Origin of the sequence: Parasedimentitalea marina, assembly GCF_004006175.1 — a bacterium.
GTDB lineage: Bacteria > Pseudomonadota > Alphaproteobacteria > Rhodobacterales > Rhodobacteraceae > Parasedimentitalea > Parasedimentitalea marina.
Map to the genome: position 1 here is coordinate 2,025,228 of NZ_CP033219.1, position 25,218 is coordinate 2,050,445.

Below are 25,218 nucleotides of genomic sequence, written 5' to 3' on the forward strand. Positions count from 1 at the left end.
GTCTTATGATGGAACTGTTCCCCAGCTTAGGTGCCAGGACATGGAAAGTTATGGCTAGGATGACGTTACAGATGGGCGCGTTTAAGGCCGAATTTGAGCGCATTACTGTCGTGATCGAGTATCACGAAGTGGTGCGAAGCCCCAGTTCCGTCATTCGAATACAGACGGTGTCAGGGCCAACAGACGTCAAGATTTTTGAAAAGCGCGTGGACCTCACGCGCTTTTATTCGTTTTTACGAGATTGGATTTCTATGCGTTTAAGTATGCAACCTGCTGCCAGAAGAACAGCCAGACCAAGGCTAATGGGCTTCGCTAATTCAGGGGAGGTGATCGCATGAACCAAGCTGTTGGCTCTTTGCGGACGCTGGTATTGAACGCCAACATGCAACCGCTCAGCTGGGCGCCGCTGTCTGTTTGGAATTGGCAAAGTGCATTTGTCGCAGTGCATCAAGACCGGGTGCTTCAGATTAAGACCTACGACGACATAATCGTGCATTCGGCAACGCAGTCATTCGAAGTCCCTGCAGTGGTGGCGCTAAGGAGTTATCACAAACGAAGAACGGTCGGCTTTACCCGTTACAATTTGTTTCTGCGCGACGAGTTCAAATGCCAATATTGTGGAAAACGGTTTCAGGCAAAGGATCTGACATTCGATCACGTGGTTCCACGCAGCAAGGGCGGCGGCTCGGTTTGGTCCAATATCGTGGCCTCCTGCGAGACGGACAATTTGCGAAAGGCCAACAGAACACCAAAGCAGGCTGGCATGCGTTTGTTGCGGCAACCGTTTGAACCCACAGCCCGCCAACTGGACGCTGCAGCCCGACGCCAGCCCCTGGCCGCAGGGGGATTACACCAGACCTGGATGGACTATTTGTACTGGGGAGCCGAGTTGGAGGGGTGACAGGCCTTTGCCTTGACCCTTTGCAAAAGCAGTGGGGCAAGGTTGTACAAAGGTGACTCAGGCCCGCAGATCTGTGACTTCCTGCCCGATTTTCTCGATGTCATAGGGCGTCGTTTCGTAGATCTCGTTGATCCAGTTCCCATAGAGAAGATGCGCGTGGCTGCGCCAGCGATTGAGCGGTTTCTGGTTTGGATCGTCGTCCGGATAGTAATTGTCCGGCACGTTGATTGGCGTACCTTCGGCAACATCACGGTCGTACTCTTGCTTGAGGCTGCTGCTGTCATACTCAAAGTGATTGAAAATATACAACGCCCGGTGTGCCGGATCCTCGATCAGGCAGGGCCCAACTTCGGCACTTCCCAATAATGTTCTCAGTGCAGGGTGATGATCCACCTCGTGTTGGCGCATCTCGGTCCAGCGCGACACAGGAATCACAAATTCATCCGAAAAACCGCGCAAGTAAGGCGAGGCCGGATCCATATTTTGCTGTCGGAAACACCCAAAGGCCTTGTGCGGCAGAATGTGTTTCTGAATACCGTGGAAATGATTGATCATCGCCATTCCACCCCAACAGACACCAAAGGTGGAATGCACATTGGTTTGGGTCCATTCGAAAACCTCGCACATTTCCTGCCAATAGGTGACGTCGGCAAAATCCAGATGCTCGATTGGGGCGCCAGTGATAATCAGCCCGTCAAACTTCCTGTCGCGCACTTCTGAGAACGGCAGGTAGAATTCCGCCATATGTTCAGCCGCGGTGTTGCGGGTGCGGTGCTCGCTCATCCGGATCAGGGTCAGATCAATCTGCAGAGGTGTTGCGCCAATCAGACGCGCAAACTGGTTCTCGGTCTGGATCTTCTTGGGCATCAGGTTGAGCAGGGCGATGCGCAAGGGGCGGATATCCTGACGTGCCGCCTGATCCGGCGACATCACCATCACACCTTCGTTCGTGAGAACGTCAAAGGCGGGCAGGTCAGACGGGATTTTGATAGGCATATCAGGGTCTCAAACTCTGGATCAGGGACTGTGGGAGATAGGGGCTTTAGGTGCGGGACTCAAGGGCGGTGTCAATTGCGCCTGCGATCAGGTCGGTAAACCGGTCTTGATCCGTGGCCGCGGCGATTTGGTCGGCCGTGACCGTGACGCCCCAGTTTTTGGCCATCGCAGCATAGCGCGGTTGCCGATGGGCCAGGGCCTGAGCATAGGTCCAGCGAATGAACTCATCGGGGTTAACATCACTCTCTGAAATGTTGTTTTCATTCAAATATTCATCCCAAACTCTTGTAAGGAATGCGGGTTGATATGACATGGGCTTCGGGGCACGATCAAAGCGACGCACCAGCTCTTTGGTATGGGCGTCATCGCCTTTGATCCAGACCATCAAGGCCCGATTGGACAGCTCGGTTAGCACCGGATCTTTGGGATCATCGGCATCGACCCACTCGCAGATCGACCCACCCGTATCGCAGATGAAATTGTCATAACCATAGAGCCGCTGAGCCCGGTCGACGAAATACTCGGTATCCAAAAGGGCGTGGATCTCGGCCAACCGGAATTGTTCCTGACGGCGGCGGTATTCGTCGATCTCCAGGCCTCCCTTAGCCAATGACCCGGGTTTGCCCAGATAGCTGGCCACCGGGGCGAGGTTCTCAAAGCTGATATTGGAGCCGATGTAGATTGAATCTGACAATAGAAGATCGCGCAGGAACGGGACTTTCATCGCTTCGGCCTTAGCATTATCAGCGATGTATTCGCCCATATAGCGGGTGCCAATGCGGTAATCGATGGAATAGTGAAACCACTGGCCGCCATCGCGCAGCATGTTGCTGACATGGGTCTTGCCCAGACCGGACATGCCAAAAAACAGCACCCGTTTGTGCGGCGCATCGCGCCAGTCCTGTGCGGAAGAGTAAAGCATGGTGGCCGGGATCCCTGTAGTGTCCAGCCTTGCTAGCCAGTGCAGAGCGCAGGGTCAATCAAATGCAGTCTATTGATCTGTCGGCAAACCCAAACGCCCCGCGATGAATCGCGAGGCGTCAGTTGTATTGTCGTAGTTTTGATTAGAAGTGGTACCCGACTTTGATACCTGCACCGATCGAAGAGTTGTCGGTGAACGACGATGTCAAGAACGGCGACGAGCTAACAACGGTACTGGCACTGCCAACGCGCGTGTAGTTGAGACCGCCAGATATGACCATGTTATCCTTGGTATAGCGCAGGCCAAGAGTTGCGCCAAGCCGACCACTTGTTGGACCCAGGTTGGAGACATAGCCTCCCTTTGTGTCTTCGTAGCTGACGGCAAATGAACCAGACAGGGTTTCCGTCAACTTGCGTCCAACGCCAATCGTATAGGTGAATGTATCGTCACTGAACGAAACCAGAGGGGAGCCAACCAACGTTCCGGTATAAAGGAGCGGCGAGATATCAAACTCGGACCATTCCACCCACCGTACACCACCAAAAAGCAAGGTGCCCTCGGCTATGCCAGTTTGGAAGTCAAGGTTGACGGACTGCGGGGTCTCAGTTGAGGTGACTGAGTCGACAGTTCCTCCGGCATAAGTTTCTGTAGTTGCAAAGTCATGTTTGATTTTTGAAAAGTAGGTAAGAGCAATTCGCATGGCAATTTCGGGTTTCTCGTAAGCAGCACCAACCAGATAACCAAAGCTCTCGTCGCGTTCTCCAACTCCGGTATAGGATGCGACTGCCGGTATCCCTACGTTTGCTTCCAGTGTCTGAAGTCTAACCCCACCATGTACACTAAAGCCGTTATCCATTTTATAGCGCAGGATCCCAGTTAGCGCATTTGTCGTCAACTCGGCCGTCGCACCCGAAAACACATAGCCTGTACCGGTAGGGTAGTCGACATTTGCCCCAAACGGTTGATCGAAGATCAATGCAAAGCTCAACTGGTCGTTGATGTCCCGTTTGTATGCGCCACCAAACTGAGAGTACCGGCTCGCCATGTCGCCAGAACCCGTGCCAATTGCGGTGCCTGAAACATCTGGCGAAATGCTACCAAATGAGAGTTCAACATAGTTGCCCTCTTCGAATAGCGCACCGAGTGTTTGTCCCGAGCGGTCGATGCCACCTGCGGATGCTCCGCCCGATACCAGCGCCAGCATGGCTGACGTTGCAATATATTTATTCATTGTTTCTCCCTCAGACCGAAGCCTGCCTCATTCACTATTCTGTCGATATGCTAATCAATATCAAATTGTCAGATCAATGATTACGACACGGAAGCCTTGCGGCGCACTTGAAATTTAGTGGCAAAGTTCAGGTTGCGCGCTCAGTATTTGGTGCCTTAGCATCTATGATATTCAGGTAGTTAGCAGTGAATATGACAATTGCGCCACACAGGACCCAAATATTTAGTGGTTCGTTGTAAATGAGCATGCCTAGAACCGCGATGACCGGCAGTCGGGTGAAATCAATTGGTACGACAACTGTTGCCGGCGCGACGGCAAGCGCGTTGGTCAGGCAGAAATGTGCGGTTAGCCCTGCGACGCCAATTAAAATCAGCCAGGGGGCGGTTGTGGGGTCGGGTAAGGTAACGTCGCCATCATAGCCAGCGATCAGGATGCCCATGACCAGTTGCATGGTGGTAAGCCAGAACAGGATTGATCCCACATGTTCCTTCCGGGTCAGACGTTTGGTCAGAATGCTGGTTAAGGCAAAGAAAATCGCCGAGGATGCAGCGGTGATGACACCAATATTGATGGTTTCCGGGCTTGGTCGGGTTACAATCAAGATGCCGATGAAACCGCCAAACGCTGCCAGGCTGCGGGTGCGTGTCAGCCGTTCTCCCAACAAGAAGGGCGCCATCAGAATAACCCAAAGCGGGGAGGTGAACTCCAATGCAAAAACTTGCGCCAAGGGGATAACGGTCACCGCAAAGAACCACAGATTCTGTCCAGTGAAATGCGCAGCATTGCGGATCAAGTGAATGCCCAGTCGTTGTCTAGACACCTGAGCCCATTTACCGGTGGCCGTTAGCACGATGGCGACAACCAGGACACCGACCACGCTGCGATACATCATGATTTCAAATGTATCCAAAGCAAAGCTGACTTCACGTCCGGCAATAGCCATCGCAGAAAACGATGCGATGGCCCCCATCATCCACAGTGCTGCGCGTCCGATCTGGGCCGGTTGGTCTGACATGTTTTGGTTCCTTAGCTGTCGTAACGGCGAGGAAGCGTTATATTTTGAGTGCCGTCAAGCAGGCAGGCAGGATGAGCCCATGCAGATACAAAACAGCCCGCAACGACGGCGCTGCGGGCTGTTTAACTTAACATTTAAAGATGGGTTATTCCCATTCAATCGTACCCGGAGGTTTCGAGGTGATGTCGTAAGTTACCCGGTTGATGCCTTTGATTTCATTGATGATCCGCGTTGCGGTTTCACCCAGAAATTCATGGCTGAACGGATAGTAGTCGGCCGTCATGCCATCTACTGACGTCACAGCCCGCAGCGCGCAGGCAAAATCATAGGTGCGTCCATCGCCCATCACGCCAACGGTCCGAACAGGCAGGATGGCTACAAAGGCCTGCCAGATATCGTCGTAGAGCCCATGTTTTCGAATCTGGTCAATATAGACCGCATCGGCCTCGCGTAGGATTTCCAGCTTTTCACGGGTGATCTCGCCGGGGCATCGAATGGCAAGACCGGGACCGGGGAAGGGGTGACGGCCGATAAAGCTGGCCGGAAGGCCCAGCTCGCGACCCAAAGCACGCACTTCATCTTTAAACAGTTCACGCAGGGGTTCGACCAGTTTAAGGCCCATTTTTTCCGGTAGGCCACCAACGTTGTGGTGCGATTTGATGGTCACCGAAGGTCCACCGGAGAAGCTGACAGATTCAATGACATCCGGATACAATGTCCCCTGAGCCAGGAACTCGGCACCGTCGATGGAATTGGCGTGCTTCTGGAACACGTCGATGAACAGCCGCCCGATAATCTTGCGCTTGGTTTCCGGATCTGATTGTCCGTCCAACTCACCCAGGAACAGATCCTGTTCATCGGCATGGATGAACTGCATATTGTAGTTGTCGCGGAACATGGCGACGACTTCGTCCGACTCGCCCTTGCGCAACAGGCCGTGATCAACAAAGACGCAAGTCAACTGATCGCCGATGGCCTCGTGCAGCAAAACGGCAGTGACCGAACTGTCGACGCCACCGGACAGGCCGCAGATGACTTTCTTGTCGCCAACTTGCTCGCGAATCGCCGCAATGGCCTGCTCGCGGTACAAACCCATGGTCCAGTCGCCGGTGAAACCAGCCAAGCGCACAAAGTTTTCGTAGAGTTTGGCACCGTTGGGTGTGTGGTGTACTTCTGGGTGGAACTGCACCGCATAGAAATTTCGCGCGGCGTCGGCGGTTATTGCGTATGGCGCGTTGGGAGAGGTCCCATAGACCTCAAATCCGGGCGCAATCTCACTAACATGGTCACCGTGGCTCATCCAGACTTGCTCGCGGTCGGCGTCGTCAGCGAACCAGCCGTCGAGCAGTGGCAAGGATTTCACAGTTGGCGTGACGTAGGCACGGCCAAATTCGGCAGTTCCATGGCCGCTGTCTACCTGACCGCCCAATTGTTGCATCATCATCTGCTGACCATAGCAAATGCCCAAAATGGGCACGCCGTAGTCAAATATCTCTTGTGGCACCCTTGGGCTGCCCTCTCGGGTCACACTGTCAGGCCCGCCAGAGAAAATCACTGCTTTGGGCGCCATATCGCGCACAAAAGCCATCGTGATGTTCTGATAGGGGTGAATTTCGCAATAGACGTTCAGTTCACGCAGGCGGCGCGCAATTAGCTGCGTAACCTGGCTGCCGAAGTCGATGATGAGAAGGCGGTCATGGGATGTCTGGCTCATGCTGGCGCGATAGAACAGACGGCGGGATTTCGCAAGCAAAATTACGTCAACACAGACAGTGTTGTGCAGGGAGAGACGACAAGAAGGGGGCTGCCTGCCCCCTCTGGCCTGATAAGGCCATTCACCCCGGGGAGTATTTGCGAAAAGATGAACGTTGCCGAGGCAGCCAGGATGAATGTCGCTTTTCAACTTGAATGGCCGTTATCCTTCGACGGCGTCTGGCAGCCTTGGGTTAGATAAAGACAACAAAACGCCTGCTATGAAGGACAGAACATGGCCGAAGCAACTTCACGTAAACGCAGCCGCTCAGGGGGTGGGGCGTCGCGCCGCGCTGAACGGACCAGTGTAAAAATCGAAACGGCCAAGTATATCCAGCGCAATATCCCAAATTTTGAGGTATTGAGTGAAGAGGCCCTCGATGTGATCGAGACCAATGCTGAAACGGTGCTCGCCGAAATCGGTGTGAATTTCGTAGATAACCCTGCGGCGTTGCAGCGGTGGCGTGACGCCGGGGCTGAGGTCGAGGGCGAAAGGGTCCGGATCCCACGTGGCCTGGCCAAGAAACTGATCGCCACGGCGCCTTCTGAGTTTACACAGCACGCCCGGAACCCAGAAAAGTCGGTTGTCATTGGCGGCAAGAACCTGGTGTGCGCGCCGGTCTATGGACCTCCGTTTGTGCGGGACGTCGAAGGGGGCCGACGCTATGCGACTATGGCCGATTTCGAGAAATTTGTTAAACTGGCCTATATGTCCAAATGGCTGCACCATTCCGGTGGTACAGTTTGTGAACCAACAGATGTTCCGGTGAACAAACGGCATTTGGATATGTTGTTTGCGCATATGACATTGTCGGACAAACCGTTCATGGGATCGGTGACAGACCCGACACGAGCGCAAGACAGTGTCGAAATGTGCGAAATTCTTTTTGGCAAAGAATTCGTGCAGGACAACACCGTGATGACGTCGTTGATCAACATCAACTCGCCGATGACATTTGATGATGTCATGATGGGTGCGTTGGAAGTTTATGCCAAAAACAACCAGGCTTGCATCATTTCTCCGTTCATTGTTGGCGGGGCAATGGCGCCTGTTTCGGTGGCTGGTACACTGACCCAGGTCTTGGCCGAGGTCATGGCAGGGATCGCCTATAGTCAGCTGATCCGTCCTGGCGCACCGGTGATTTTTGGTGCTTTTGTCAGCTCGATCGATATGAATTCCGGGGCTCCGACCTTTGGAACACCTGAAGCTTCGCTTGTCACTTATGGCGCAGGTCAATTGGCGCGCCGATTAGGATTGCCATTCCGGTCGTCCGGATCGTTCTGTGGCTCAAAGATTCCAGATGCTCAGGCCGCATATGAGACGGCAAATAGCCTGAACATGGGTCTGATGTCAGGTGTCAACTTTATGCTGCATTCCTGTGGTTGGCTTGAAGGTGGGCTGGTGGCCTCGTTCGAGAAATTTGTCATGGATGCGGATCAGTTGGGGGCCTTGCATGGGTTGGCCAAGGGCGTGCCGATGGAGGAAGACGACCAGGCCCTGGACGCAATCCGCGAAGTTGGCCCTGGGGGGCATTACCTTGGGTGTGCCCATACACAGGCCAATTTCAAGACTGCGTTCTGGAAATCTGAGGTCTTTGATTACAAGCCGTTTGAGACCTGGGATGAGGACGGCGGTCGCGATACCACGGCAATTGCCAGCGATCGGGTGGCGCATTTGATCGCCCATTACAAAGCCCCCAGTCTTGACCCGGAAATTCATGCAGCCCTGGTGGCCTATGTAAACGAAAAGAAAGAGTCGATGTCTGACGCGTTTGCGTAGCGCGACCTCAGCACTAAGTCTGTTGATTTGGAACAGGGCGGTTATCGATATCGGTGGCCGCCCTTTTTTTATCCAATCGCAAGCGGTTGTTGTCTGACAACAGCTGCGACTCGGCCATCAATGCGATCAACACTTCGATATGGCGCATGAGGGGATAGCCGGGGTCATTGTTAAGGCGGCTTTCGTTCAGCTGTTGTTCTTGCTCGATCAGTTGCAATACCGCGACTGCAGACTTGGGCATTCTGCCATAGCCTAACAAGCGTGGCAGGTGACGGTCCCGGCAGTATTCGCGGGCCCCAATGCGGGCAGCACGGATGAGAAGTCGCGGGCGATGCAAGGTTGATAATCGACCAATCAGATCCAGCATTTCCTGGTCCTTTCTGTGTGGGAATTATCCACAGTATCACACATCTTTAGCGGGTGTTGCTGCGCAGCTTTACATGCGAGCGCTGCATTTATTATTGTTTACCATTTGGAAACAAAGATGACGGGAATTAAATTACTGTTGGAAATGGATAGACTGGTCATGGACACCGTGTGGGTAAACCTGGGGATAAACGGTGGATGATCTGACCTGACTGCCTGCTGTTGGGATATCAAAGAATGCAAACACAGCCAGTTTCACCCTTGCCGAGTTGGGTGCCCAAAGAAGCCTGCCACTATTTAGACCATACCGAAGCCGGACGATCTATACGGCAACTGGCCCGAACTGCCGGTTGCCATGCCTCTACGGTATTGCGTCAGGTGAGACGGATCGAAACGCGGCGCGATGATCCATTGGTTGATGGTGCCTTGCAACATCTTGCAACCTGTCACTACGGAGTGTCAGAAGGCACGGTACGGAACTGTAACCTATTCGAAGATGTTAAAGCTGGTGAGGCCGGCTTTGAACAAGATATGATTAGAATCTTACGGTGCCTGTGTCATAGCGGAGCAGTCCTGGCTGTGGCAGAGGGGATGGAGAAGGCAGTTATCGTTCGCGATACAAATGTTGATGCCGCCCGTAAAACTATTGTTGATCGTCGATTGGCCGAGGTTCTGGCGTTGCGCGACTGGATCAGCTGCGGCAACCCAGGGCGGTTGAGCCGGTACCATATCACTGCGTCTGGGCGTAGTGCCCTGAGCACCATGATGGCCGCAGCTGAAAACCTTGCCCAGGTAGAGTCGGGAGGGTTCTCTGAGGCGCAAAATGTATTTTCGGGCCAGACGCTGGGGATGAAAACGGAATCCAAAACCCCAAGGCGGATCAGATATGGCTTGGCCGAAAGCCCATTGGACACTTTGGCAAGATTGCACGACCGAGACGGAAAGCCGTTTCTTTCGGCAGATTTAGTAGGGGCAGGGGAGCGACTGCGGGAAGATTATGAGTTGGCTCAAATAGGAAATCACTTAGCATTAGGCCAAAATCAGTTTAGCAATGAACAATGTGGCACATCAATTAAATCTGACCCGTCCGCGGCGGCTAAGAAACGAGCAACAGGGGCTCTCAGCCATCTGGGGGCAGGGTTGAGCGATATTGCGCTTCGGTGTTGCTGCCACTTGGAGGGGCTGGAGGCCGCTGAGCGCCAATTAGGTTGGTCTGCGCGATCCGGCAAAGTGGTTTTACGGATCGCCCTGCAACAACTGAAATCCCATTATGACCGGCAATCCGGTTCAGATGATCTGATTGGCTGACGCAGGGACTTGGGCGGAAATGCGCAGAACATCGAGGGGCAGGTTTTGAGGCTGAAAAAAAGAGGGCCCACCAATGGCGAGCCCAATTTAGCATCTAAGTAATCCACGCGCAGACGGTGGATTAGGCTGCTGTTTCTGTCAGGTAGGTCAGAACGGTTTCTGGGGACGAAACGCCATAGGGATCTTCACTGTGGTTATCTGCCAGCCCGGGTTCTTCGAACCAGGCTTCGACCACACCATTGTTTACAACGGCGGCATAACGCCAGGAACGATTGCCAAACCCAAGGTTATCCTTGGCCACAAGCATGCCCATCTTGCGCGTAAATTCACCTGAACCATCAGGGATTACGTCGACGTTCTGCAGGTCTTGCGACTCGGCCCATTTGTTCATGACAAAACTGTCGTTTACCGACATGCAGTAAATCGCATCGATTCCCTTGGCGCCAAAATCTGCAAAGCCGTTTTCAAAGCCAGGAAGCTGGTAGGTCGAACATGTAGGCGTAAAGGCACCGGGCAGCGAGAACAGGACGACGCGCTTACCGCTGAAATAATCAGTGGTTGTCTTGTCTTCCCAACGAAATGGGTTGGGGCCTTCAACGGATTCGTCGCGCACGCGGGTGTTGAAAGTTACTTCGGGCAGTTTTACGCCAGCTTTCATTGGTAGCATTCCTGATTGGTTGGTGATCGGTTTGGCTGCAGACTTAAAATGATTCTAAAGTCGCCGCAATATCAGAGTCCGCATGTGACGATGTCGCGCATCAATGGCCAAGGTACACATCGTTTTACCTGGCATTCATATTTGCAATTTAACGTTTATCTACCGTCAGTTACTGGATCAAAGTTGAGAATTTTTCGACCTTGCCTTTTGTTATTTTGGTGAAATGTTTCCACTGAAGAACAACCCCTAGATGACAAGCCAGGACAGATGAAAATTCATAGATCCGGGGTGTCGAGAACAGTTTGGCAAGGGGTTTACAGGTACAGGCATGTGACAGGTGCAATACAGCATTGCATTTTGGATCATTTCGGTGCCATTGATCCATGCTAAACACGGTCATGACAGTTGCCACAAAGGACATCCGCGTGAGAGATCTTAAAATCCCCGAACAGCGTCATCCTGAGAAAGCCCGCCGTCCGGACAATGCTCAACCGAAAAAGCCAAGTTGGATTCGGGTAAAGGCGCCTGGCGGTAAGGCCTATGCTGAAACTCATAAAATCATGCGTGACAATGGGTTAGTGACTGTTTGTGAGGAAGCTGGTTGCCCGAATGTCGGTGAATGCTGGTCTCAGGGACATGCCACCATGATGATCATGGGCGAGGTCTGCACCCGTGCTTGTACTTTCTGTAACATTGCCACAGGCAAACCACCCGAAGATTTAGACGCCTTTGAGCCAGGCCGTGTAGCACATGCCGTGCAGAAGCTTGGGTTGAATCACGTGGTGGTCACCTCAGTAGACCGTGATGACATCACCGACGGTGGTGCGGACCATTTCGCCCAAACTATTCGGGCTATCCGTCACCGCAGTCCGCAAACTACGATTGAAATTCTGACACCGGATTTCATCAAATGTGACCCCTCAGTGCTGGAAGTGGTTGTTGAGGCCCGGCCAGATGTGTTCAACCACAACTTGGAAACAGTGCCAGGTTTGTACCCTGAGGTTCGCCCCGGTGCCCGGTATTTCCATTCTCTGCGGTTGCTGCAGCGAGTCAAAGAAATGGATCCGACGATGTTTACCAAGTCTGGTATTATGGTCGGTCTGGGTGAAGACACCCAATCGGTGCGACAGGTTATGGACGATATGCGTATGGCCGATATCGATTTTCTGACCATTGGCCAATATTTACAGCCGACACCTAAACATCACGCAGTTGATCGGTTTGTCACCCCGGAAGAGTTTGCCTCGTATGAAAAGGCGGCTTTTGGTAAGGGGTTTTTGATGGTGTCTTCAACGCCATTGACGCGGTCATCTTATCACGCGGGGGATGATTTTGCCCGATTGCGTGCTGCTCGTCAGGAAAAGCTAGGTAGTGTGTGATTGATATTTAAATGGCGCAACTTTGTCAGTTGCGTCATTCTGGTGTGATCCCTGACTAAGCAAATATTGCTGTTGGATTGCGCAAGATGCACCCGAAACTGTAATCGAATCACAGGTTATTCGGATTCTTCCGTGAATCGAACCGTGCCGATATAGGGCAAATTCCGGTTTCGTTGCGCATAGTCGATTCCATATCCGACTACGAACTCGTCTGGAATTTCAAATCCGATCCAATCGGAGCGGAAATCTACTTCGCGACGACTGGGTTTATCCAGAAGTGCAATTGATTTCAGACGCTTCGGGCTGCGACTTTGCAACAATTTGGTGACATGGTTCAAAGTATGTCCGGTATCAACGATGTCTTCGACAACCAAGACATCGCGACCTTCGATTGCGCCTCGTAAATCCTTGAGAATTCGGACTTCCCGACTGCTTTCCATCGAGTCTCCATAGGAAGACGCCTCTAAGAAATCCACCTCGATCGGCAGGTCCAATTCCCGGACGAGATCGGCGATGAAAACAAACGACCCTCGCAACAACCCGACTACAATCAGTTTGTCGGTCCCATCAAATTCTGTAGTGATTTCACTGCATAACTCTTCGATGCGGGCTGCAATGGTCTTGGCACTGATCATAACATCAATGACATATGGCCGCTGTGACATAGTTGACCTCTTGAATTTTTTGTCTTCATAGGACAATACGCGCCATGAATATAGTAGGAAACTCCAAACCCTCATGCCGACACATTCTGAAATCCGTCACTTGCCGTTCACGGCGCAACAGATGTACGATCTGGTGGCCGACGTTGGGCAATACCCAAAATTTCTGCCATGGTGTTCCGCGGCGCGAATACGCGGAACCACAGAGTTAGGTGATGCCTTGATCATGGAGGCAGATTTGGTGATTTCGTTCAAAGTGTTCCGTGAGCGGTTTGGCAGCAGGGTCACGCTTTACTCAAAAGATCAAAAGATCGATACCGAGTATCTGGATGGTCCATTCCGGTATTTGACTTCAACTTGGTCATTTGTCGACACAAAGGATGGGTGCGAAGTCTCGTTCTTTGTTGATTTCGAATTCAAAAATGCAATTTTGCAGGGAATCATTGGCGTGGTTTTCAATGAGGCCATGCATCGAATTGTGAGAGCCTTCGAACACCGTGCCAGTGATCTTTACGGTTAAGATATAGGTTACCGACCCGACCCCAGCATCTGACAATCCCCCATTGGCCTAATTGGATTGACCGCGTTTGCATATCCCTGTGTGGTTTTCAAACTTTGAAACCATGTCGGTTTAATGCAGGGCGTAGTGCATAAAATCAGCACCTGTCTGTCGCCGTGGGTCAGTGGTCTATTTTTGTAACGTTTCCTGGGTGGCCACCACGGCCTGATACAAGAGAGTCAGGGCATGTTCCTGAGCAGATTTGCGCACGTTTGAACGGCCCAGTGGGCCAAATTCAACTGTTTCCGAAGTAGGGGCTTGATCAGATACTGCGATGCTGAAACAAACCCGGCCTTCGGGTTTGTGATCTGATCCTCCGGGGCCGGCAATTCCTGTAATTGACACTGCAAGTGTAGCGTCAGAATTGCGGAGTGCGCCGAGAGACATCTCTTCAGCGACTTCCCGGCTTACGGCTCCAAAGGACGAAATAGTGGCGCCGGACACGCCCAACATTTCAACTTTGGCTGCATTGGAATAGGTGACAAAGCCGCGATCAAAAACTACTGACGATCCAGGGCAGTTGGTTAAGGCGGCGGCGACAAGACCGCCAGTGCAGCTTTCTGCGGCGGCAATGGTCACGTTGGCGGCCTTTGCCTTGGCGATAAGGTCCGTTAGGTCCGGGGTCATTGGTTAAACATCGGTTGCAGGACTCCGTGCCAAAGACCCGCACAAACTATTACACCAATGGCAGCAAATATCCCGGCAATTACATCATCCAGCATCACCCCCACAGCGTCACCGCGTCGGTCGGCACGGCCAATTGGGCCTGGCTTGGTAATGTCAAACAGGCGGAACAGCCCAAAAGCCACCACCCAACCTGGCCACATTGCAAGGATATCAATGCCGTGCATCCAAGACGCATAACTGAGAGGTAGCAGCGCTATGAACTGGCCGGCGACTTCATCAATGACAATTTCAGATGGGTCATGGTCGTCGGACCCTTGTGTCATTTCATTTGTTGCCCAGATACCTTTGATATACGTGCCCACCACTGCCAGAGCGAGAAGCGGCAGGCCGCCGAGCGTGTGAAAGGCCCAAGCCAGGGGCAGCGCGACCAAAGATCCCCATGTTCCTGGGGCTGGGCGGAGATATCCAACTCCGCCAACTGTGGCGGTCAATTGGGCTAAACGGTTCATATCTTCACCAATGCGGCAGTGGCCAAAGCGGCGATACCTTCGCCACGACCTGTGAAGCCAAGTTTCTCGGAGGTAGTGGCCTTAACCGAAACGCGGTCGATCTGAATATTCAGGATGCGCGAAAGCTCGGCCCGCATTCGTTCAGCATGTGGGCCAATTTTGGGAAATTCGCAGACCAACGTGCAATCAACGTTGGAAATGACAAAGCCCCGATCGCGGGTCAGATCAACGGCATGACGCAAAAAAATCTCACTTGCCGCACTTTTCCACTGTGGATCAGAGGGGGGGAAATGTTGGCCGATGTCACCCTGTGCCAAGGCACCGTATAGAGCATCTGTTATTGCATGCATCCCAACATCCGCATCAGAATGGCCTTGTAACCCTTTGTTAAAAGGAACCTCTACCCCACATAGAGTAACCTGATCCCCAGGTCCGAAGCGGTGCACATCATAGCCATTTCCCAGTCTGATATCCATTTACGTCCCCAAAATTCGCTCAGCCCTGGCAAAATCGCCCGGTGTCGTTATCTTTATGTTGTCTGGGTCGCCCGGAATGATCGCGACGTCAAGCCCTGCGGCGCGGGCAACCTCGACGTCATCTGCAGCACCGCCGGGATGGGCCAGGTGCGCGGTGAGAATTGCATTGTAATGGAAACCCTGTGGTGTTTGGGCAGCAAATAACCCGGTCCGGTCCTGGGTGCCGGTAACTTGTCCGTCGGCACCCGTCCATAAGGCGTCTGTCACGGCGACAGCTGGAGCGGCGGCATTATTATGGTCCAATGCAGTCACAATGCATTCAATCAGCTGAAGGCTGACACAGGGGCGGGCGACGTCATGGATCAAGACCTTGCTGACATCATAGCCTCTTAAGGCTTGCAACCCATTCAGGACGGATCCGGCCCGATCTTGTCCACCCGGAACAAGAATTATCCCGGGTATCGAGGCAAAGGATTGCCAAATGTCTTCGTCGTCAGGTGACAGCACAAGAACAATGTGGTCCACCTTGGACTGCATAAAAATGCCCAACGTCCAGTCCGCGACCCGTTTTCCACTTAGCTGTCGCCATTGCTTAGGTTGGCCTCCACCTGCACGGAGTCCACGTCCGGCGGCAACGATAAGGGCAGCAGTGGTCATGGAGATCCTTCCTGTGATTGGCTGTTGTCTATGTGGTGACGTCACGTGAGGCAATCATCCGTCAGGATGTGCTTAAAATATAGGCAACTTCTGCGTGACGCCCCCTTGATTGGCCATGAATGATTGCAGCATACCCCAATTCTTGTTTAATGGCTCCCTATATGCACAAGGATTAGGCAATTGCCCTTCGCACTAGGATCTACATCTATGATGCCGCCAATCGCATTGGCGCCGATGGCGGGAATCACCGATCGCCCATTTCGTGATCTGGTCCGCTCTTTTGGGGTTGGTCTGGTGGTTAGTGAAATGGTCGCCAGTCAAGAGATGGTACAGGCCAAACCAGGCGTGAGAGAACGTGCCGAGCTAAGCGCAGATGTCGAGAATACAGCCGTTCAACTGGCCGGGCGCGACGCCAATTGGATGGCAGAAGCTGCGCGCCAGGTGGCGGATCGTGGCGCCCGGATCATAGATATCAACATGGGGTGCCCTGCCAAACGCGTTGTTAACGGCTATTCCGGCTCGGCATTAATGAAAACACCGGACCATGCGTTACGGTTGATCGAGGCCGTGGTTTCGGCCGTTGATCTCCCGGTCACATTGAAAACCCGGCTAGGGTGGGACGACAATGACTTGAACGCGGCCAGTCTTGCCCGGCGGGCGCAGGATGTTGGCATTCAGATGGTGACCATTCATGGGCGAACCCGCTGTCAGTTCTATAAGGGAACGGCCAACTGGGCGGCTATCCGAGATGTAAAAGAGGCCCTCTCGATTCCGGTTTTGGCCAATGGTGACATCGTCGATTTGGGCGCAGCTAAACAGGCGTTGAAACAATCTGGCGCCGATGGGGTGATGATTGGTCGGGGGGGGCAGGGTAAGCCCTGGCTGCTGGCGCAAATTGCCCATGATATTTGGGGAACTAAAGCACCTAAAATCCCTTCTGGCAGTGCATTTACGGAAATGGTTTCAACTCACTACAGTGCGATGCTAAGTTTTTACGGCGTAGAGCTTGGTGCCAAAGTGGCACGCAAGCATTTGGGTTGGTATATGGATGTTGCGGGATCTGTTGCCTCGCTTCGACGGGTTGTTCTAACCGAAAAGAACCCGGAACAAGTTTTGCGTCTGCTGCCGGATGCTCTTGCCGATACAGATCATGAGGTGGCGGCATGATCTCAGGCGCAACGCTTTGGGCATCTTTGCCCATTCCAGCGTTTCTGATCGATGCAGATGACCGAATTGCTGATATGAACTCCGCAGCCGAGGGTTTTCTGAATGCCTCTCGTAAGTCGGTTCTGGGTCACCCGGTCTGGGATCAAATTGCCATTGATGCCCCTATTGAGGGTGCCTTTGCCCGTGCTCGACGTGATGATTCAGCCTTATTTGTGAACGACATCGATGTCGGATCGGGAAACCGGGCGCCGCTGCAGTGTGGCGTGCAGGTGGCCCCAGTGGTGGACCATCCAGGGCAGATGTTACTGATGCTGTCGCCACGAGAACTGGCCGGGCGAATGACACAAACGCATTCCGCCAAATCGGCCGCTCAGTCAGCCATAGGCATGGCCGAGATGCTGGCCCATGAAATCAAAAACCCCCTAGCGGGGATCACCGGTGCGGCGCAGCTGCTTAGCATGAATTTAACGGCAGAAGACTTTGAGTTAACCGATTTAATAGTTGCTGAATGTCGCAGAATTGTAAAACTGTTGGAGCAAGTCGAGCAATTCGGTAACCTGTCTGAGCCGGATTTCCACCCCGTCAATCTGCACGATGTATTGGACCGAGCGCGGCGCTCCGCAGTACTGGGGTTCGGCGCCCATATGACCATCATCGAAGACTACGACCCCTCGTTGCCTATGGCTTGGGGGGATGCAGATCAAATGCTGCAGGTGGTATTGAACCTGTTAAAAAATGCCTCAGAAGCTGTCGTTTCAAAACACGGTACCATAACGATCAGGACGTTCTACGAACATTCTTTTCGACTACGCCGCAGCGACGGAACCGGAAAAACACTGCCGTTACAAATCGAAATCATTGATGATGGCCCCGGTCTACCAGCGGCCATCCGTGACGATGTCTTCGATCCCTTTGTCTCGGGGCGGGACAATGGCACCGGTTTAGGTTTGGCACTGGTTAGCAAAATCATCTCAGACCATAACGGATGGATTTCAGTAAGCTCGACGCCGGGACGGACTGTTTTCCGTCTGTCGCTGTCACGGGTTCCACATGAAATGAAGACTTAAGGAGTAAAGATCCAATGGACGGCACAGTCCTCGTCGCTGACGACGATCGCACAATTCGCACCGTTTTGACACAAGCGCTGACCCGCGCTGGGTGCAAAGTGCACGCGACATCCTCGCTGACGACCTTGATGCGTTGGGTCGCAGAAGGCAAAGGCGATGTGGTCATTTCGGATGTGGCAATGCCTGATGGTAATGGTTTGGAAATGCTCCCAAAAATTGCAAAAGACCGCCCAGGCCTGCCAGTGATAGTTATTTCGGCGCAAAACACAATCATGACAGCCATTAAGGCTGCCGAGGCTGACGCCTATGACTATTTACCCAAGCCGTTTGATTTGCCAGACTTGATGAAGCGGACGGCTAAAGCTTTGGCACAGAAAGAAATTGGAGCATCCTCACCGAGGGTGAAATCCAAGGAACGACCGGATGATTTGCCGTTGGTGGGCCGCACCGAAGTAATGCAAAACCTTTATCAGTTAATTGCACGGGTTATGAATACAGACCTGCCGTTAATGATTTCTGGTGAAAGTGGGACTGGCAAGTCATTGATTGCCCGCGCAATTCACGATTTCTCTGATCGCAGGGTGTTGCCGTTTGTCTGTGCGACGTCTTCTGATTTGTTGGACCTAGAGGGCCCTGTTCGGCTGCTGGCCAAAGTCAAGGGCGGAACCTTGCTAATAGATGAGCTGCTCGATTTATCAGATCAAGCACAATCTAGGCTCGTTCACATGATGGATTCGCCTGGTGAATTTAACCCAAGATTTATGGCGACAAGCCAACAAGATCTGACTGCAGCAATAGATTCAGGCGCTCTTCGACAGGACCTATATTACCGAATTTGCGGAACGGGGTTACATGTTCCATCGTTGCGGGAACGGGTTGAGGACATTAGCTTGTTGGCGGAACACTTTCTAATTCGGGCGGAAAACGATGGTTCACCTCATCGGTATTTAAGTGATGGTAGTCGGGAAATGTTGCGCCATTATTCCTGGCCTGGAAACGTTCGGCATCTTGAAAACGTAATCCGCCGTCTCAGTTTGACTGCACGCAGTGAAGAAATTGCAAAGAACGAAGTTGCTTCCGTGCTTGGGCCGCTGCCAGAAGTTGAACCAGCGTTAGGGGGCGGGGGAGAAGAAAAGCTGTCCGAAACGGTCGCCCGGCATTTGCAGCGCTATTTTGATCTGCATGGAGATATACTGCCGCCGCCGGGCCTGTATACTCGTCTGTTACGGGAAGTTGAAACGCCGTTGATTGAGATTTCTTTACTTGCCACCGGCGGAAATCAGGCCAAATGCGCCGATTTACTGGGAATTAACCGAAATACCCTACGCAAAAAAATTACTGATCTTGATATTCAGGTGACACGGCGTCGCAAACTGATGTAATATCGCCACATGATCGTGGCTTGCCGGTGAATCAACTGGTAGATGACCACGATATACGGCGGTTTGCTCTTCAGGGCATACATCAGGATGAGGATATTACGTGGCACAGAGGTCACATATCCATTCGGCTTATGGGTCCTTTGCGGCCTTGGTCCGGTGGCGAAGAACCAGGCGGGCCCGTAACATCGGCACGCTGGGAATTGTGGTCTTGGGGCCGCTACTGGCCTTGGTTACATTTCTGGTCTTAGGCCCTTTTGGCTGGGGGGCCTCGTCGCCAACGTTGCGGCTAATTTTATTGGCCGATTTGGTGTATGTGCTCACGATTGCAGCCTTGGTTCTGGCGCAACTTGGGCGTCTGATCGCTGCGCGCCGGAGAAAATCGGCGGGTTCTCGCCTGCACTTACGTTTGATCGGCACGTTTACGTTCTTGGCACTGGTGCCAACGGTGACGGTGGCCGTTTTCGCAGGGCTGACGGTGAACGTTGGGCTTGAGGGCTGGTTTTCGGATCGGGTTCGACAAGTGGTCGGCAGCTCGCTCGCTGCTGCCGAAGCTTACGAGACACAACAGCGCCGTGATCTGTCCGAGGACGCTCAGGCCTTGGCCCGGTTTTTAGATCAAAGCCGCTCACGTAGCTTTTTTATGAATGAGGCTGAGATGCGGCAAGTCCTGACACAGGGGCAGTTACAAATTCAGCGAGGCCTGCGCGAAGCGTATATCATCAACAGCGATGGCGAGATCCGAATTCGCGGGGAACGGTCGTATGAGTTCGATTTTGAACGACCAGGTGGTGACGATATTAGCAATGCATCCTTGGACGGACTGACCATCCTGCAAGACTGGGACAACAACGAGTTTCGCGCATTGGTTCGGCTTGATGCTTATGTTGATCGCTATCTTTATGTCAGCCGAAATGTTGATGGTGAACTGTTAAGTCTGCTTGATGAAACCAAGCAAACTGCGCATTTGTATCAGCAATTGGAGAACGAGAGAGGACGCGTTCTGTTTGAGTTCGGACTGTTGTATCTGGGCTTTGCGATGATCCTAATTTTGGCCGCGATGTGGCTGGGAATGTGGTTTGCTGAGCGGCTCTCACGACCGGTAGGCCGTTTGACAGTGGCCGCAAAACAAGTGGGCGGGGGCAATCTAAACGTTCAGGTCCCAGAAGAGGACACAGATGATGAGATCGCAGATTTAGGACGCTATTTCAACCATATGACCCGTGATCTTCAGGTGCAAAGGGAAGCACTGCTGGAAAATACGCGCCTTATTGAGACCCGCCGTCGATTGTTTGACTCGGTTCTGTCATCGGTCACTTCTGGTGTGGTTGGCCTGGATAACCAGGGGCGCGTGACGTTTGTTAATAAATCGGCAGAGCGGCTGCTGGACTGGCATGAAGAAAAGCAGTCTTCGGCTCTGTCGGTGGCAGTTCCGGAATTTGGTCCCTTGTTTACCAACCTGACTGCGGCTGGTGGCGAAGTGGTGCAGGGGGAAGTCAAAGTGACCCGGCAGGGTCGGTTGGAAAATCTGTTGGTAAGGATGTCACCGAGACTGTCAGAAAATGGCGATCTGGAGGGTTACGTGGTTGCATTTGAAGACGTGACCGATCTGGTGAGCGCACAGAGAATGGCCGCCTGGGGTGATGTGGCACGGCGCATTGCGCATGAGATCAAAAATCCACTGACACCCATCCAATTGAGTGCCGAACGGATTAAGCGTAAGTTTGCCCCCCAACTAGGAGAAGAAAATAGCGACAAGCTAGAGGCTATGACAGATGTTATTGTTCGCCAAACCAATGATTTACGCCGCATTGTAGATGAGTTTTCAAAATTCGCCCGTATGCCTGAACCAGACCGCCGCGAGGAGGACCTAGCGCAGTTGGTGTCGGACGCAGTGTTGCTTCAGCAGTCTGGTCAGCCAGGCATTCACTTTACCACAGATATGCCACAGGGCTCTTATTTGGCTGAAGTGGATGCGACGATGATTAGTCAGGCCCTGACCAACCTTATTAAGAATGCAGGAGAAGCAATTGCCACTCGGGAACAAAAGACCGGGCAACGGGTTGATGAACCGCAAGTTCGGGTGTCCTTGAACAAAAGAGATAATAGTTATCAAATCACGATTGCTGACAATGGAATTGGCTTGCCGGAAGATCGGGCACGTCTATTTGAACCCTATGTCACAACACGTAATGAAGGCACCGGATTGGGGTTGCCAATTGTTAAAAAAATTATTGAAGAACATGGAGGTAGCCTCGTGCTAGAGGATGCTCCACTGTTTGACGGTCAGCAACACCGGGGCGCTATGGCAGTGATCCGGTTGCCAGCCGAGGCGTATGTTGCGCAAACCAACAGGAATACAAAGAAGGCAGGTCTGACATGAGTGACATTTTGGTTGTTGACGACGAACGGGATATTCGCGAACTCGTTTCGGATATTCTGGAAGACGAAGGGTTTTCAACGCGCAAGGCCGGCAACTCGGACGAGTGCATGATGGCCCTGAACGATGAAGTTCCGGCGTTACTGATCCTGGATATCTGGCTAAAAGACAGCCAGATGGATGGTATCGACATCCTGAAGGCAGTGAAGCGGGATAATCCGGAAGTGCCGGTGGTCATCATCTCGGGGCACGGCAATGTCGAAATCGCAGTGGCTGCGATTAAGCAAGGTGCCTACGACTTCATCGAAAAACCATTTAATATTGACCAACTGATGGTTGTGATCCGCCGTGCGATGGAAACGTCTCGTTTACGCCGTGAAAACACCGATCTCAGGCGAATGGACTCTGGAAGCGCTGAAATGATTGGTAACTCTGCCATCTATCGCGCCTTGACCGGTCAATTGGATAAGGTCGTGAAGTCTAATGGCCGCGTCATGCTAAGCGGTCCCGCCGGCAGCGGTAAAGAGATTGCAGCCCGTTATATTCACAGCAACTCAAACCGTGCGTCTTGCCCATTTATCACCGTCAGCTGTGCAAGTATCGAACCTGATCGGATGGAAGAGGTGCTATTTGGCCGCGAGACCGCCGAACGTGGGATCGAACCAGGACTTTTGGAGCAAGCAAATGGAGGGGTTATCTATTTCGACGAAGTGGCGGACATGCCACTGGGCACCCAGTCCAAGATCCTCCGTGTATTGGTTGATCAGCAGTTCAATCGTGTTGGAGGGGCAGAAAATGTCCGCGTCGATCTGCGGGTGATTTCTTCGACCAACAAAGATCTGGCGCAGGAAATTGCCTCTGAACGTCTTCGTGAAGAATTGTATCACCGGTTGAACGTGGTGCCGATCGATGTTCCCTCTCTGGCTGATCGCCGCGAGGATATTCCACTGTTGACTGATCACTTCATCAGTCATTTTAACGAGACGCAGGGCCTGCCGCTTCGTGAGATGAGTGAAGAAGCAATTGCTTTGATGCAAACGATGCTATGGCCCGGAAATGTGCGCCAGCTGAAAAACGTTGTTGAACGGGTTTTGATCCTTGGCGAAAGTAGTGGACTAATCGAGGCTAAGGAATTGCCGCGTGAAGATGAGTCACCCAGCGAAGAAGGACGGGTCGTGCTGTCCGGGGCATTGGCCACATTGCCGTTGCGAGAGGCCCGCGAGGCCTTTGAGCGTGAATATCTGTTGACGCAAATCAACAGGTTTGGTGGCAATATCAGCCGCACTGCAACATTTGTTGGCATGGAGCGTTCGGCATTACACCGCAAACTGAAATCTCTCGGAGTTGTGACATCGAATAAATCGGGTGCCCGGATCGCCCATCTGGACAGCGAGGAAACGCTAGCTTGATCAATTTTTGCAGATTGGATGATGACAGCGTATCCGTAGGCTGGTGTCATCCGGTCCAGGTCAGCCCGGCTCAACAATCTGAAAACTGCCGTCTTTGTTTTTAATCGCGCAGGACTTATCGCTGAGCTGTGGCAATCGCGTGGTTTGTGCGGTTCCGGCCGCTTTTGCGATTGATAGATTGCAGTTTTGCAGCTGGATCCGTTGATATCCCTTAACCGCCATGCAGTTTTGTTCAACCCTGCGGCGGAGGTCGAGGTTGACGTCTACGGTATAAATGTGGCCCGGTATCCAGTATCCAGGGCTGTAGTGGCAATTCGTGCCGTCACAGTATCTGTCGCCGGGATAGAAAACTGGTGCGGATTGCCGGACTTCGTTGGCCACAGGCGCGTCTTTCAGGGCCTGGGTTTCACAGCCCAACGTATCGGTTTGCATACGTGACACTTCTGCCCCAGGTTTGTAGTACAGTGTCAGTGGCGTACAGCTGACAAGACCTAGGAGTATGGGTGCAAAAACTGAATTTTTGAATGACTTAACCATGGGTATACAATGTGCTCAAACATTCGAAGTTACAATTGAATTGACCCAGTTCTTGGCTTCTGTCATGCAAATCACTGGCGAAAACGCGCCTAGGGGCAAAAAACATGAAAGTCATCATTTGTGGTGCAGGACAAGTTGGCTGGCAAATTGCACGGCACTTGTCTGGCGAGCTTAACGATGTCACCGTGGTTGATAATAATCCAGATTTGGTGCGCCGGGCGACTGATACATTAGATGTTCAGGGCATTGCCGGATTCGCCTCCTACCCGGATGTTCTTGAACGGGCAGGGGCTGCGGACGCGGATATGATCATTGCTGCGACCCATTCTGACGAAGTGAATATGGTCACTTGCCAGGTGGCTCACTCGATTTTTTCTATTCAACGCAAGATTGCGCGGCTTCGGTCCCAAAGCTATTTGGATGCGATTTACTCGGACCTTTATCGCAGGGACCATCTGCCAATTGATGTGGTGATCAGTCCAGAACGTGAGGTCGCAGCGGCGGCTATGCAACGCCTTTCGGCGCCGGCCGCGTTTGACATCGAAACCTTTATGGATGGCAAAGCGCAACTGTTGGGCATTACCATCGACGAAGATTGTCCCGTGGTTCATACCCCATTGCGCCAGCTCACCGATTTGTTTTCGACATTGCGGGCCATAGTGGTTGGCGTACGACGCGACGGAACCTTGTTTGCCCCAGACCCCGGTGATCAGCTATTTGTTGGCGACAATTGCTATGTTTTTACACATATCGAAGACGTCAACCGGACCATGGAAGTGTTCGGGAAGAAAGAAACCAAACAAGATCGGGTTGTGATCGTAGGCGGTGGTAATGTTGGGCTAGAGGTTGCCAAGGCGTTGGAAAACCGCACTGCCCGAACGCGCGTCAAGATGATTGAGCGAGACCGCAAAAAGGCAGAACACTCGGCCGAGGAGTTGGTCCGGACGATTGTGCTGAATGGCGATGGCTTAGATCGGGCGCTGATGATCGAGGCAGGTACGGATCGGGCCGATGCGATGCTGGCGGTCACAGATGACGATAAAACGAATATGTTGGCAGCTGTCCGTGCCAAAGCCGAAGGATGTGCCCTCGCAATTGCGCTGATCAATGATCCAACACTGGTGCCGTTGATGGCGCCGTTGGGGATTGATGCTTACATCAACCCTCGTTCGACCACCGTGAGTTCAATCCTGCGCCACATCCGTCACGGGCGGGTCCGTCAGGTCTATTCAATTGGTGATGCCGAGGCCGAAGTGATCGAGGCAGAGGTGATGTCAACCTCTCCTATGGCCGGACAAATGGTCCGGGACATAGATTTTCCCGAGGGTGTGCTGGTTGGTGCAGTCTACAAAGGCGACCAGGTGCTGCGACCTACTGGGTCGATGCGGATCGAGGAAGGTGACGTGATTGCATTGTTTGCAATGTCCGATGACGTCCCCGAGGTCGAGCGCCTGATGCAGGTCTCGATCGACTTTTTCTGA

23 protein-coding genes and 1 pseudogene are annotated in these 25,218 nt (G+C 52.7%); 12 read left to right on the plus strand and 12 right to left on the minus strand.

Annotation, left to right across the window (positions count from 1 at the left end; translation table 11 throughout):
- Positions 1-5 precede the first annotated feature (5 nt).
- A complete protein-coding gene (locus EBB79_RS09860; protein WP_127748730.1) occupies positions 6-338 on the plus strand; it encodes a hypothetical protein in 333 nt (110 codons plus the stop codon).
- Entirely contained in the window at positions 335-901 is a 567-nt protein-coding gene (locus EBB79_RS09865; protein ID WP_127748731.1) for an HNH endonuclease, read from the plus strand. Before EBB79_RS09860 ends, EBB79_RS09865 begins: the two co-directional genes overlap by 4 nt.
- Positions 902-958: 57 nt before the next feature.
- Here EBB79_RS09865 and metA read toward each other — a convergent pair whose 3' ends face one another.
- From metA to guaA, 5 genes are all read right to left on the minus strand, one after another.
- Positions 959-1,897 (minus strand): homoserine O-acetyltransferase MetA, encoded by a 939-nt coding sequence (metA, locus tag EBB79_RS09870; RefSeq protein WP_127748732.1) that lies wholly within the window; start codon positions 1,895-1,897, stop codon positions 959-961.
- 46 nt (positions 1,898-1,943) lie between these two features.
- Positions 1,944-2,819 (minus strand): ATPase, encoded by an 876-nt coding sequence (locus tag EBB79_RS09875; protein ID WP_127748733.1) that lies wholly within the window; start codon positions 2,817-2,819, stop codon positions 1,944-1,946.
- 142 nt (positions 2,820-2,961) lie between these two features.
- Complete coding sequence (locus tag EBB79_RS09880) at positions 2,962-4,050, minus strand: OmpP1/FadL family transporter (RefSeq protein ID WP_127748734.1); 1,089 nt, start codon at positions 4,048-4,050, stop codon at positions 2,962-2,964.
- 127 nt (positions 4,051-4,177) lie between these two features.
- Positions 4,178-5,065, minus strand: a complete 888-nt coding sequence (locus EBB79_RS09885) for a DMT family transporter (protein ID WP_127748735.1) — start codon at positions 5,063-5,065, stop codon at positions 4,178-4,180.
- Positions 5,066-5,210: 145 nt separating this feature from the next.
- Positions 5,211-6,779: a glutamine-hydrolyzing GMP synthase gene (guaA, locus tag EBB79_RS09890; protein WP_127750949.1), complete on the minus strand. Its 1,569-nt coding sequence runs from the start codon at positions 6,777-6,779 to the stop codon at positions 5,211-5,213.
- Between the two features lie 273 nt (positions 6,780-7,052).
- On the opposite strand from guaA, the gene EBB79_RS09895 reads away from it, so the two are divergent.
- Complete coding sequence (locus tag EBB79_RS09895; protein WP_127748736.1) at positions 7,053-8,597, plus strand: trimethylamine methyltransferase family protein; 1,545 nt, start codon at positions 7,053-7,055, stop codon at positions 8,595-8,597.
- Between the two features lie 13 nt (positions 8,598-8,610).
- Here EBB79_RS09895 and EBB79_RS09900 read toward each other — a convergent pair whose 3' ends face one another.
- The gene (locus tag EBB79_RS09900) at positions 8,611-8,964 is read right to left on the minus strand and encodes a DUF6477 family protein (RefSeq protein ID WP_177627805.1); all 354 of its coding nucleotides are present in this window, start codon (positions 8,962-8,964) and stop codon (positions 8,611-8,613) included.
- Between the two features lie 236 nt (positions 8,965-9,200).
- Between EBB79_RS09900 and EBB79_RS09905 the strand changes: the two genes are divergently transcribed.
- A complete protein-coding gene (locus EBB79_RS09905; RefSeq protein ID WP_127748737.1) occupies positions 9,201-10,271 on the plus strand; it encodes a DUF6456 domain-containing protein in 1,071 nt (356 codons plus the stop codon).
- A 121-nt stretch (positions 10,272-10,392) separates the two neighbouring features.
- Here EBB79_RS09905 and EBB79_RS09910 read toward each other — a convergent pair whose 3' ends face one another.
- Positions 10,393-10,929 (minus strand): peroxiredoxin, encoded by a 537-nt coding sequence (locus EBB79_RS09910; RefSeq protein WP_127748738.1) that lies wholly within the window; start codon positions 10,927-10,929, stop codon positions 10,393-10,395.
- Positions 10,930-11,354: 425 nt separating this feature from the next.
- Here EBB79_RS09910 and lipA point away from each other — a divergent pair, with 425 nt between their 5' ends.
- Positions 11,355-12,308, plus strand: a complete 954-nt coding sequence (lipA, locus tag EBB79_RS09915) for a lipoyl synthase (protein WP_127748739.1) — start codon at positions 11,355-11,357, stop codon at positions 12,306-12,308.
- A gap of 116 nt (positions 12,309-12,424) precedes the next feature.
- Here the strand turns inward: lipA and hpt are convergent, their stop codons facing one another.
- A complete protein-coding gene (gene hpt / locus EBB79_RS09920; RefSeq protein WP_127748740.1) occupies positions 12,425-12,973 on the minus strand; it encodes a hypoxanthine phosphoribosyltransferase in 549 nt (182 codons plus the stop codon).
- Between the two features lie 73 nt (positions 12,974-13,046).
- Between hpt and EBB79_RS09925 the strand changes: the two genes are divergently transcribed.
- Complete coding sequence (locus EBB79_RS09925) at positions 13,047-13,490, plus strand: type II toxin-antitoxin system RatA family toxin (protein WP_127748741.1); 444 nt, start codon at positions 13,047-13,049, stop codon at positions 13,488-13,490.
- A 168-nt stretch (positions 13,491-13,658) separates the two neighbouring features.
- Here the strand turns inward: EBB79_RS09925 and EBB79_RS09930 are convergent, their stop codons facing one another.
- The 3 genes and pseudogenes from EBB79_RS09930 to EBB79_RS25235 form a co-directional block, all read right to left on the minus strand.
- Positions 13,659-14,156, minus strand: a complete 498-nt coding sequence (locus EBB79_RS09930; RefSeq protein ID WP_127748742.1) for a CinA family protein — start codon at positions 14,154-14,156, stop codon at positions 13,659-13,661.
- Positions 14,153-14,665: a phosphatidylglycerophosphatase A family protein gene (locus tag EBB79_RS09935; RefSeq protein WP_127748743.1), complete on the minus strand. Its 513-nt coding sequence runs from the start codon at positions 14,663-14,665 to the stop codon at positions 14,153-14,155. Before EBB79_RS09935 ends, EBB79_RS09930 begins: the two co-directional genes overlap by 4 nt.
- Positions 14,662-15,798: pseudogene (locus EBB79_RS25235) on the minus strand (bifunctional 2-C-methyl-D-erythritol 4-phosphate cytidylyltransferase/2-C-methyl-D-erythritol 2,4-cyclodiphosphate synthase). The gene EBB79_RS09935 and the pseudogene EBB79_RS25235 overlap by 4 nt, the downstream one beginning before the upstream one ends.
- A 180-nt stretch (positions 15,799-15,978) precedes the next feature.
- Here EBB79_RS25235 and dusB point away from each other — a divergent pair.
- The 5 genes from dusB to ntrX all read left to right on the plus strand — a co-directional run bounded on the left by dusB (position 15,979) and on the right by ntrX (position 23,200).
- Entirely contained in the window at positions 15,979-16,965 is a 987-nt protein-coding gene (gene dusB / locus EBB79_RS09945; protein WP_127748744.1) for a tRNA dihydrouridine synthase DusB, read from the plus strand.
- Positions 16,962-18,032, plus strand: coding sequence for a two-component system sensor histidine kinase NtrB (locus EBB79_RS09950; RefSeq protein ID WP_127748745.1), 1,071 nt, complete (start codon positions 16,962-16,964; stop codon positions 18,030-18,032). Before dusB ends, EBB79_RS09950 begins: the two co-directional genes overlap by 4 nt.
- Positions 18,033-18,046: 14 nt before the next feature.
- Positions 18,047-19,414 (plus strand): response regulator, encoded by a 1,368-nt coding sequence (locus EBB79_RS09955; RefSeq protein ID WP_127748746.1) that lies wholly within the window; start codon positions 18,047-18,049, stop codon positions 19,412-19,414.
- Positions 19,415-19,514: 100 nt separating this feature from the next.
- Complete coding sequence (locus tag EBB79_RS09960; RefSeq protein WP_127748747.1) at positions 19,515-21,794, plus strand: sensor histidine kinase NtrY-like; 2,280 nt, start codon at positions 19,515-19,517, stop codon at positions 21,792-21,794.
- On the plus strand, positions 21,791-23,200 hold the full coding sequence (gene ntrX / locus EBB79_RS09965; protein ID WP_127748748.1) for a nitrogen assimilation response regulator NtrX: 1,410 nt from the start codon (positions 21,791-21,793) through the stop codon (positions 23,198-23,200). The genes EBB79_RS09960 and ntrX overlap by 4 nt, the downstream gene beginning before the upstream one ends.
- Before the next feature lie 60 nt (positions 23,201-23,260).
- On the opposite strand, the gene EBB79_RS09970 is transcribed toward ntrX, so the two are convergent.
- The gene (locus tag EBB79_RS09970) at positions 23,261-23,632 is read right to left on the minus strand and encodes a hypothetical protein (RefSeq protein WP_238705049.1); all 372 of its coding nucleotides are present in this window, start codon (positions 23,630-23,632) and stop codon (positions 23,261-23,263) included.
- 209 nt (positions 23,633-23,841) lie between these two features.
- Between EBB79_RS09970 and trkA the strand changes: the two genes are divergently transcribed.
- Positions 23,842-25,218, plus strand: coding sequence for a Trk system potassium transporter TrkA (gene trkA, locus EBB79_RS09975; RefSeq protein ID WP_127748750.1), 1,377 nt, complete (start codon positions 23,842-23,844; stop codon positions 25,216-25,218).